We start from the raw sequence: 10,404 nt of genomic DNA, 5'->3' as shown, positions 1-10,404 counted from the left end.
CCCCACCACCCCCACGGGAGCCACCGCCACGGGAGCCACCGCCACGGGAGCCACCGCCACGGGAGCCACCGCTACGGAAGCCACCCAAGACGACCGCACGGGAGTGCCGGCCGCAGGAGACGATCGGGCCGAAGCCGTCGGCGCCGCGCCCGACACACCGGAGGCCGCCGACGTTCCCTCGGCCGCTGCCGGTGAGAGGGCTGAGGCCGTCCACGGTTCCTCGGCCGCTGCCGGTGGTGCGGCCGCTGACGTTCCGCCGGGTGCTGCCGGTGACGTGGCTGGGGCCGCGGACGCTCCGTCGAAGGCCGGAGAGGCGGGCAGCCCCTCGGAGGGTGCTGTCGCGAGGGGATCAGGCGACGGCACCCCGGCTGCCGTCTCGCCGGGATCGGGTGGTGCCGCGCAGGACGTGCCTGACGCCGTCACCGCCGAGTCCGGGGGCGCGCCGGACACGGTCCGGGAAGAGGCGGGCAACACCCCCGGCCAGGTCGCGGACGTACGGGAAGCGCCAGGCGCCCCGGAGCCCTCGACGCGAGGCCAGGCGAGGCGCGGTCGTGCGAGGCCGGCACTGGTCCCGGTCGACGGTTCCGGACGGGGCCGGACGACCGACAAAGGCCGCGACACGCCCGCACCCGAAGCGACCGGCGACCGCGACACGCCTGTACCCGGTGCGGTCGGCAAGCGCGGCACGCCCGCACCCGATGTGGCCGGCGACCGCGACACGCCTGTACCCGGTGCGGTCGGCAAGCGTGACACGAGCGCGGCCGGGGCGGTCGGCGGGCGCGGCACGCCCGTACCCGATGCGGCCGGCGGGCGCGGCACGACCGCGCCCGATGCGGTCGGTGGTCGTGACGCCTCGGCGGCGCGCGCTCGCGGTGCCCGCGAGGCTCGGGTGGCTGATGGTCACGGTGCAGACGTTTCCGGCGATCGGGACGTTCCGGCGGGGAGCGCCCACAGTGCTGGGCCCGACAGCGGACGGGACGTTCCGGTGGCGGGCGGACCCAAGCCAGCGGCAGGCGGCCGGAGGGGTGCGCGGCCGGGCGGTCAGGGCGCCGCGGGGCAGGACGCGCCGCCGTTGCGGAGCGAAACCGGCCGGGGCGGCGAGCTGGTGCCGCCGGTGCCCGTGCCGCGCCCTGGTGAGGGCCGGGTACGCCGGGTCGAGTCTGTGGTCGGCCGCGACTCCGGCGGGTGGCGGCGGATCGCGCAGGTGGTCGTCGGCGGGGGCGGTGTCCGTACCGACGGCTCCGAGATCGACGAGGCCAGGGCGAGGGGCGTGTTCAGCGGCAGCCGCAGGGTCGTCGTGCTGGGCTGCACCGGCGGCGCCGGGCAGAGCACGACCGCGCTCATGCTCGGCCACACGTTCGCCCGCTACCGCGACGACAGGGTGGTGGCCGTCGACGCCAACACCGGCGGCAGCACCCTGACCAGCAAGATCGAGCTGGAGACCCCCGAGACGCTCACCTCGCTGCTGTCCGGTCTCGACCGGGTCGGCGGCTACCTCTCCATGCGCGGATACACCACCAGGACGGCCTCCGGGCTCGAGGTGATCAGCGCCGACACCGACGCCGGCGCCGAGCAGCGCCTGGCGGACCGGTCCCTCTTCTCCGACCACCGGCTGGGCGAGTCGATGCGCCTGCTGGACCGCCACTACAAGCTGGCCGTCATCGACCCGGCAGCCGCGCTGGCGGCACGGGTCCTGCCGTACGCCGACCAGCTGGTGCTGGTGGTCCCGGCGAGCGAGGAGGCGTCCGAGGCGGTGGCGATGACGTACGAGTGGCTCGACGGGCACGGCTGTGCGGAGCTGCGCAGGCGTGCGGTGATGGTCGTGAACGGCGTGAGCAGGCGGTCGATGGCCGACGTCGAGCAGGCGGAGGCGGTGGCCAGAGGCAGGTGCCGGGCCATCGTCAGGGTCCCCTGGGAGGACGATCTGGCGCCGGGCGGTGCGGAGGTCGTCGACCCCGGGCAGTTGCGCGCGGCCGGGCGGCGGGCCTACCTCGCCCTCGCGGGCGTGGTGACAGCGGGCTTCGCGGCACAGGCACAGACCGTCCGACCGAGCGAGGAGGAGTTGGCGAGTGACCCCCCGGGCACGAGAATCGGTGAGCGATAAGTGAACAAGCGAGCAGGCCTGGCCCGTTCATGCGCTGAGGGGGCGGCATGAGCAGGGCATCACGAGCGCACCAGCGCCTCGCGGTCCGCTATTTCGACGACCGCATCCTGCTCACGGACACCTGCGCATGGGCGTACTTCAGACTCCCGACGGTCAGCTACGAGTTCGTCACTCCTGAGGAACGCGAGGCGCTGGCCACCAACATCACGATCGCGCTGGCGGCGATCAGGATGCCGGACGCCGAGGTCCATCTGAGGGTCGCGCACCGCACCTACCCCGCGGCGGAGTGGGCCATGGCGCTCAACGCCACGTCCGACGAGGGGCCCGGCTGGCGCGACTACCTGGAGGAGATGTACCGGCACGTCTGGGCGAAGGACTTCTGGTCGAAGGAGGTCTACCTCGGCGTGCGGCTCGGGCCGCGCGGCAAGCAGCTCGGCAGCGGGGTGCTCAGCCAGCTCCTCGGCTTCTACCAGAAGACCGAGAAGTCCCTCGGCATGGAGGACGACCACGTGCCCGACAGCGAGATCGGGCGGTGGACGGAACAGGCGGAACGGCTGGGCAGAGCGCTCGCGTCGAGCGCCCTCTACGCCAGGCACGCCACCTCCGTGGAGGTGGCGTGGTTGTTCCAGCACGCGGCCGCGGGCGCTCTGGGCGACCCGCCGCCGTCGGCGAGCCCGAAGCGGCGCTGGGGCAGGGGCGAGATCGAGGCGCTGGTGGAGGGCGAGATCCACAACGGCAGGTCGCTGCTGCGGATCGTGCAGCCGCAGGGCGACTCGTACGTGGCTCACCTGTCGTTCGCGCGGTTCCCCGATCTCATGCCGTTCCCCGACGGCGAGCCGTGGATGCACTTCGCCGACCAGCTCGCGTTCCCCGTGGAGATCTCGTCGCGGATGCGGCTGATCCCGCCGGTCAAGGCGTCCAAGGACGTCGCGCGAAAGCTGGCGCACGCCCGCGACATGGACCACCACATCCGGGAGGCGGGCGCGGAGGCGCCGCTGGCGCTGGCGGAGCAGATCGACGCGGCCCGGATGCTGGAGCACGGCATCACGAAGGAGCGGCTGCCGTTCGTGTACGGCTGGCACCGCCTGATCGTGTCGGCCCCGACGGAGGACATCTGCGTGCAGCGGGTGGAGGCGGTCGTCGAGCACTACCGCGACATGGGCATCGACGTGGTCAACTCGACCGGTGACCAGTTCTCGCTGTTCCGCGAGGCGTTGCCGGGGGAGAAGGTGCAGGTCAACGCCTATGCCCAGCGCCAGCCGCTGCGGACGATCTCGGGCGGCATGGCCACGGCGACCGTCGACCTCGGCGACCGGCTGGACGACGGCAGCGAGGGCTGGCTGGGCCCGTACATCGGCGAGACCGTGGGCAGGGCGCGCAGCATCGTGCACTTCGACCCGCTGCTGGCGGCCAGCCGTAACCGGCCGACCGCCATCGCGATCACCGGCGAGCCGGGCGGCGGCAAGACGACGCTCGCGCTGCTGATGATCTATCAGATGGCGTTGCGCGGCGTGACGGTCGCGGTGATCGACCCGAAGGGCGACGCCGAGTCGCTCGTACGGCTGCTCGACAAGCGGGGGCGTAAGGCGCGCATCATCCCGCTCGGCTCGGCGGCGCCCGGGCTGCTCGACCCGTTCTCGTTCGGCGACGACATAGCGGCGAAGAAGACGATGGCCACCGAGACGCTGCGCCTGCTGCTGCCCCGCATGTCGGAGGAGCGCGAGTCGGCGATGATCCAGGCGGTGGCCGCGGTGTCGAACGCGCCCGACCCTTCGCTGGGCAAGGTCGTCGACTTCCTGGAGCAGGCCGGCGACGCCGCGTCGAAGAACCTCGGCGCGGTGCTGCGCTCCATGTCGGAGATGCACCTGGCCAGGCTCTGCTTCGACCCTTCCGGCGGCGACCAGATCGACACGGAGGGGTGGACGACCGTGTTCACGCTGGGCGGGCTGACGCTGCCCGACGTGGCCACGACGAGGGACGACTACTCCTACGAGCAGCGGCTGTCGGTGGCGCTGCTCTACCTGGTCTCCCAGTTCGCGCGCAGGCTGATGAACGGCCTCGACCGGCGCGCCCCCAAGGCGATCTTCCTGGACGAGGCATGGGCGATCACCTCCACGCCCGAGGGCGCCAAGCTGGTGCCCGAGGTCAGCCGGATGGGCCGCTCCCGCAACACCGCTCTGGTGCTGGTCTCGCAGAACGCGGGAGACCTGCTGAACGAGCAGGTGACCAACTGCCTGTCGTCCGTCTTCGCGTTCAGGTCCACCGAACGGGTGGAGGTGGACCACGTCATGTCCCTGCTCGGGGTGGAGCCGTCGGAAGAGCACAAGGCCGTGCTGCGCTCGCTCGGAAACGGCGAATGCGTATTCCGTGATCTGGATGGCAGAGCGGGCCGCATCGGAGTAGATCTGATCTCCGAAGAACTTCTCCGTTGGCTCGACACGAACCCCACACACGACAAACCCGTCGCCGACGGGCATGATGATCTTCAGGGGGGCGTGGGCAGAGCGCAGGAGGTACGGTCATGAAGGTCCGGCTATCCCGACGACTCGCGCTGGCGTTCGCGCTCGTCACCGCCGTGCTCGTGGTGCCCGTCGTGGTGGGCGGTGTGTCCACCCCGGCGGCCGCGGCCCCCTGCGACCTGTCGGGCGCGCTCGCGCCCGAGGTGATCGGCGGCGGCACCGACGGCATGATCCAGCCGCCGCCTCCCGAGGGCGGGGCGCAGGCCCCGACCACCAACTACGGCCAGTTCGGGATGAGCGGCCAGTTCTGGCACACCCACGAGCTGGGCTGCTCCGACTACGTCGCCGTGCTCGGCAACATGTGGGCCAACGGCATCTTCACCGCGGCCAAGGCCGTCGACCGGCTGACGATCACCACGTACCAGGCGGCGGCGACGGAAGGGCCGCTGCAGTCGATCAAGAACGTGGTCGACGACATCGTCACGAGCCTGGCCAACGCCATGTACTGGCCGCTCCTGCGCCCCATCGTGATCATCGGCGCGATCTGGCTGGCCTGGTACGGGCTGATCCGCAAGCGGGCCACCACGACCGCCGAGGGCGTGATCTGGATGGTCCTGGCGGTCACCGTGGCGGTCTGGTTCTTCAGCAGGCCGGGTGACTTCACTGGGCTCGGCAAGGTGGTCACCGACAAGACCGGCGAGGTCGTCAACTCGGCGTTCTCCGGCCTGCCGGGCGCGGGCGGCGCGTCCTGCCTGCCGCCTCCCGGCGACAGCACTCCTGAGCTCAAGCCGGGCGGCTTCGGCCAGGGCGGCACGCCGGGCGTCGAGCAGAACGCCGACGCGCTGTGGTCCACGCTGGTCTGCAAGCCGTGGCTGGTGGGCCAGTTCGGCACCGCCGACCCGCAGCAGCCCATCGTGCGCGACTTCGGCCGCAAGATGCTGGAGATCCAGTCGATCCCGCCCGCCGTCGCCGGCCAGCCCGCCCCCGACGTGGGGGCCCGCCAGTCGGAGTACGCGGAGCTGGCCTCGCAGCTCAGGAACGATCCCCGCTACACCGTCTTCTCGGGCAGGGACTGGTCCAACCGGCTCGGCGTGGCCGTCGGCGCGTTCATCGCCGCCCTGGTGGCCGGCACGCTCATCTTCCTGGTGGCGGTCTCGCTGCTGGTGCTGAAGGTGGGCTTCCTGCTGCTGCTCATCCTCGGGCCGATCTTCCTGCTCATCGGCGTGCATCCGGGCAGCGGGCGGATCATCGCCATGCGCTGGGTGGAGATGCTCGTCGGTACGTTGCTGAGACAGGCCGTGCTGACGATCGTGCTCAGCGTGCTCGTGTACGGCTACGCGCTGATCATCTCCACGGCCATGCCGTGGGGGCTGCAGGTGCTGTTCATGGCCCTGCTGACGATCGCGGTGTTCTTCTACCGCCGACCGTTCCAGCACCTGTTCGCCTCGCTGAACGGCCACACGGTCACCACCCGCATGCTCGGCGAGGCGGCCAGTTCGTCCGTGCTCGAACGGTCCGCGGGCGCGCTGCCGCCGGTCGCGTCGGCCAGGATCGGGCGCTGGGGGTTGCGCAAGGCCGAGCCGGTCATCAGGGCGGCGGCCGCGGCCAACCCGGCCGGTGCGGCGGCCACGGCGGCGACAGGCCAGGCCAGGGTCCGGGCCGAGGAAGGGGAAGGCGCTCCTTCCGGCACCCGGGTGCCCGCCACGGCGGCGCCCCTCGACACCGACCAGCAGGGCGGCAAGGCGGCGACCAGGGCGCCGCTCGAACCACGCAGGGGCACGGCGCCGCCGCTCAACCTGGGCGCGCCCACCCGCACGCGCGGCGGGGCGGGCGGCGTCAGGCCCGGCGGCGGTCCTGGCGCCGGTGGCGGGGCCGGAGGCAGGGCCGGCGCCGGCGCGGGCTCCGGTGGATCCGCGGGCTCGGGCGGGTCCGGTGGCGGCTGGTTCGGCGGCGGGTCCGGTGGCGGCTGGGCGCGGCGCGGCGGCTCGTCGGGCGGCTCGTCGGGCGGCTCGCGTAACGGCTCGTCGGGCGCCCCGCGCGGGTCGCGGTTCGGCGGGTCCGGCGGCACGCGTTCCCGCGGCTCCGGCGGCGGGTTGTTCGGCGGTTCCAACGGCTCCGGCGGGACGCGGTCGGGCGGCGGCGGAGGCCAGCCCAGGCCGCGCGGCGGCCAGGCAGGCCCCCGGATCTTCGGCTCCGGCGAGTCGTCGTCCCGCTCCTCGGAGGCGCCACCGCTCTGGCTGCGCAGCGGCGGCGACGGTGGCGGCTCCGGAGGTGACAGCCCTTCCGTGCCGTTCTGGCTCAAGCCGAACTCTCCCGACAAGGACTGAACGTGACTCCTCCGCGTCCTGAAGGGAGCGGCTTCTCGCCCCGCTTGCGCGGGAGACGACGGCCAAGCCCTGACCGATGCCCGAAAGCACGTAGCCGATCCTATCCGGAGGTGGCGACAATGGCTGAGGTTCTGGCGACGGTCCCCTCGGGAGGATCTGATGGCACAGCCAGGTGACCGGCGCGGGGTGGCCTTCGCCGTCATCGTCGTGGTCGTCGCCGCGGTCGGCATCTACCTGACGATCGGGCCGCCCTCGGAGGAGCAGGCGGAGCCCGTGCCGGAGGCGACCTCCGCGGCCGTCACGCCGGTGGCTTCGAGCACGCCGCTGGCGACCGCGAGCGCCGAGCCGTTCGACGTCTACTCCTACCTGCCCATGCAGAAGGAGCAGCTCGCCGCGGCCGCGGACCTGGCCGAGCGGTTCACCGCCGAGTACGGCACGTTCCGTTACGACGAGGATCCGGCGGCCTACGCGGCGCGGCTGAAGGCGTACACGACGGCGGAGTTCGGCAACGAGCTGGCCAGAACGCTCTCCTCGGCGGGCACCATCGAGCAGAACCGCAACGACGAGATCGTCTCCACGTCCACGGCCAGGCTGAAGGAGATCAGGCAGGTCGAGAAGACCTCCGTCGTCTTCGTGATCAGCGCCAGCCGGCAGGTCGCCGCGAAGAGCGGCGGCAAGCAGCACAACGAGGAGTACGCGGTCACGGTGAGCCAGGAGGGAGCCGACTGGCGGGTCTTCGACCTCCGTCCGTCGACGGAGGGCCAGGAAGGGGACGTTCCGGAGTGAAAGGTTCGCGTCTCGCCCTGGTGATCGGCCTCGCCGGGGCGTTGATCCTGGTGGCGGTCATCATCTCGCCGATGTTGCTGATCTCGCTGCCGTCCTTCATCTCCGGCGGCGGCTCCGTCGACTGCGAGGACGACACGCAGGTGGAGGAGGTGTCCGACTCGGGCTCGTCCGACATTCCCGGCAGGTACCTGGAGCTGTACAAGAAGCACGGCAAGAAGATCGGCGTGCAGTGGAACATTCTGGCCGCCGTGGGCAAGCGCGAGACCGACCACGGCCGCTCCGACCTGCCGGGCGTCAAGAACGGCACCAACCACGCGGGCGCGGCGGGGCCGATGCAGTTCCTGATCTCCACGTGGGGCGGCAAGGCCAGGATCCCGATGTCGTCCGACTTCAACGGCTACGCCTCCGACGGCGACGGCGACGGCGTGGGCGACGTCTACAACCCCGCCGACGCCATCCTGGGCGCCGCGAAGATGCTCAAGCGCAACGGCGCGCCGGAGAACGTGCGCCAGGCGCTGTTCGTCTACAACCGGGCCTGGTGGTACGTCGACCAGGTGGTCGAGATCGCCAGGAAATACGCCAGGTCCGGCGAGGTGAAGGTGCCGCCGCAGGCCTCGGAGGAGTGCGACGACCCGCTGATCGAGGCCGCGCCCAGCGACGTCGTGGCCAAGATCCTCGAGTACGCGCTCGACCAGCGCGGCAAGCCGTACCTGTGGGGCGGCACGGGGCCCGACGCGTTCGACTGCTCGGGCGTCATCTACGCGGCCTACCGGGCGGCGGGATTAGTGATCCCGCGTACGACGTTCGTGCAGTGGCCGTTCGGGGTGAGGGTCCAGGAGGGGGACGAGCAGCCGGGTGACCTGGTGTTCTTCAACTCCGGTCCCGGCACGTCGGCGAGCAGCCCCGGGCACGTCGGCCTGGTCGTGTCCAAGGGCAAGATGCTGGAGGCCCGCTGCCGGCTGTGCGGGCCGATCAAGGTCACCAGCTACGAGTCCCGTACCAACCGGGTGGGCTTCACCCGCCCCCTCCAGAACCCCGACGTGCTCGAACAGCTCAAGAAGCTGCAGAATCCATCCCTGTGAGGAACGTGACGTGAAGAGCACGGTCGTGGTCGTGGCCGCGGTGATCGTCGCCCCCGGCGGCCGGGTGCTCGCGGCCCAGCGCGCCGAACCGGCGGCGCTGGCCGGCGGGTGGGAGTTCCCCGGCGGGAAGGTGGATCCCGGGGAGAACGAGCGGGCGGCGCTCGTGCGGGAGTGCCGCGAGGAACTCGGCGTCGAGATCGCGGTGGGCGAACGCGTGGGCGGTGACTGGCCGCTCTCGCCGGGGTATGTCATGCGCGTGTGGTTGTGCTCCCTGATCTCGGGCGTGCCCGAAGCCAAGGAGCACCTGGCGCTGCGGTGGCTCGGTCCCGGCGACTATTACGACGTCGACTGGCTGGGCGCGGACCGGCCCATCATGAAGACCGTGGAGAACCTGCTGCCCCGGTGATGAGACTCTCACTCTGTGTGACATGATGATGACTCGGTGTGATTTGTCGCAACGGGGGAGTGGGAATGATGCGGCGTGGCTGGATCATTGCCGGGGCCCTGCTTCTGACGGCGGTGCCCTGTGTCCCCGTGGGGGCCACCGGGGTGTCGCTGGTGCTCGAGCGGATCAAGGGGTCTGACGGCGCGGGCAAGTGGGTCAGGACGGGGGACGTCCAGCGGTTCAAGGTACGGCTGAACGGGATGGGCAGGGGCGCGAGGGTCGCGGTGGCGGCCAGCCCGGCGGAAGCGCTGGCGGAGGTCGTCTGCGCCCCGTCGCCCGCTCATCCCGCCGATGGTCCCGGGCCGGGAGTCGCCGGTCCCGGGGTTGTCACGCCGGGAGTCGCCGGTCCCGGGGTTGTCACGCCGGGAGCCGCCGGGCCCGGGCCTGTCACGCCGGAGCCCGCGACGCCAGAGCATGCCACGCTTCCCGGGGCGAACCGGGAGCCGGCGGGAGGCTCCCGGGCGGATGTGGTGACGGTGGGCGAGGTGGCGTCCAAGGAACTCGCCGTACGCGCGTTGTCGGTCCCTTACGGCTCCACCCGCACCAGCGCATCCCCGCCGGGAACGCGGGTGTGCAAGCTGGGCGAGGTCTCCGGGGAACGATCCGTGGAGGTGACGCTCACCGCACCGGCCGGGGCCAGGGTTGTGGCGCTGGCGGCGGTCGCCCGGATGCATACCGATCCAGGTGACGGGCTGACGACCATGGCCAACACCGTCACCACGCGGGTCATGGGCACCGCACCGGAGACCCGGTCGTCCGTACCGGACGAGCCCGGCAGCGGGACACGGGTGCCCTACGGAGCGCAGGACGGGCACCCGGACGCCTACCGTCCTGCTGTCCCCGGCGCCGAGGGCCGGCCACCGGCCGGCCCTTCGGCGGGGGAATGGCCTGGTGCGGAATTCTGGCCTGGTCCTGTGGGCGAGGGTTGGTCGCCTCCCGGCGTGGACGGCGGCCGGCCCGTCGGTCCCGGGATGGAGGGCCGGCCGGCTCCCGGTGCGGAGGGACGTGCCGCTGCGGAAGGGCGACGACCCGGGGGTGCCGGGGGGCATCCTCCGGTGTGGCGCCGTGCGGGCGAGCCCGGCGAGCCCGGCGAGCCAGGGGTGCGGGAGCGCGGCGTGGAAGCACGGGAGCCCGGGGAGGCCGGTGCGCAGGAGCACGGTCCTGTGGAGATGGAAGGTGCGCGGCGCGACGCGCAGGGATA

6 protein-coding genes are annotated in these 10,404 nt (G+C 72.2%); all 6 read left to right on the top strand.

The features are described from left to right. Positions 1 to 1,072: 1,072 nt before the first annotated feature. A complete protein-coding gene (locus E1292_RS32940; protein ID WP_132600130.1) occupies positions 1,073 to 2,104 on the top strand; it encodes a MinD/ParA family ATP-binding protein in 1,032 nt (343 codons plus the stop codon). A gap of 47 nt (positions 2,105 to 2,151) precedes the next feature. Then, positions 2,152 to 4,629, top strand: a complete 2,478-nt coding sequence (locus E1292_RS32935) for an ATP-binding protein (protein WP_132600126.1) — start codon at positions 2,152 to 2,154, stop codon at positions 4,627 to 4,629. Continuing rightward, positions 4,626 to 6,890: a type IV secretion system protein gene (locus E1292_RS32930; protein WP_132600123.1), complete on the top strand. Its 2,265-nt coding sequence runs from the start codon at positions 4,626 to 4,628 to the stop codon at positions 6,888 to 6,890. Before E1292_RS32935 ends, E1292_RS32930 begins: the two co-directional genes overlap by 4 nt. 159 nt (positions 6,891 to 7,049) lie before the next feature. Continuing rightward, positions 7,050 to 7,676, top strand: a complete 627-nt coding sequence (locus tag E1292_RS32925; RefSeq protein ID WP_132600120.1) for a photosystem II reaction center protein PsbN — start codon at positions 7,050 to 7,052, stop codon at positions 7,674 to 7,676. Next, the gene (locus E1292_RS32920; RefSeq protein WP_132600117.1) at positions 7,673 to 8,758 is read left to right on the top strand and encodes a C40 family peptidase; all 1,086 of its coding nucleotides are present in this window, start codon (positions 7,673 to 7,675) and stop codon (positions 8,756 to 8,758) included. Before E1292_RS32925 ends, E1292_RS32920 begins: the two co-directional genes overlap by 4 nt. Before the next feature lie 10 nt (positions 8,759 to 8,768). Then, entirely contained in the window at positions 8,769 to 9,164 is a 396-nt protein-coding gene (locus E1292_RS32915) for a (deoxy)nucleoside triphosphate pyrophosphohydrolase (RefSeq protein ID WP_132600114.1), read from the top strand. Positions 9,165 to 10,404 lie beyond the last annotated feature (1,240 nt).

Source organism: Nonomuraea deserti (assembly GCF_004348685.1).
GTDB classification, from domain to species: Bacteria; Actinomycetota; Actinomycetes; order Streptosporangiales; family Streptosporangiaceae; genus Nonomuraea; species Nonomuraea deserti.
Note: the sequence above shows the minus strand (reverse complement) of the source record. Positions and strands in the feature narration are given on the sequence as shown.

Bases quoted from the DNA above. Each gene is read 5' to 3' on its own strand.
- E1292_RS32925 (WP_132600120.1), top strand. From the start codon at position 7,050: ATGGCACAGCCAGGTGACCGGCGCGGGGTGGCCTTCGCCGTCATCGTC.
- E1292_RS32935 (WP_132600126.1), top strand. From the start codon at position 2,152: ATGAGCAGGGCATCACGAGCGCACCAGCGCCTCGCGGTCCGCTATTTC.
- E1292_RS32930 (WP_132600123.1), top strand. From the start codon at position 4,626: ATGAAGGTCCGGCTATCCCGACGACTCGCGCTGGCGTTCGCGCTCGTC.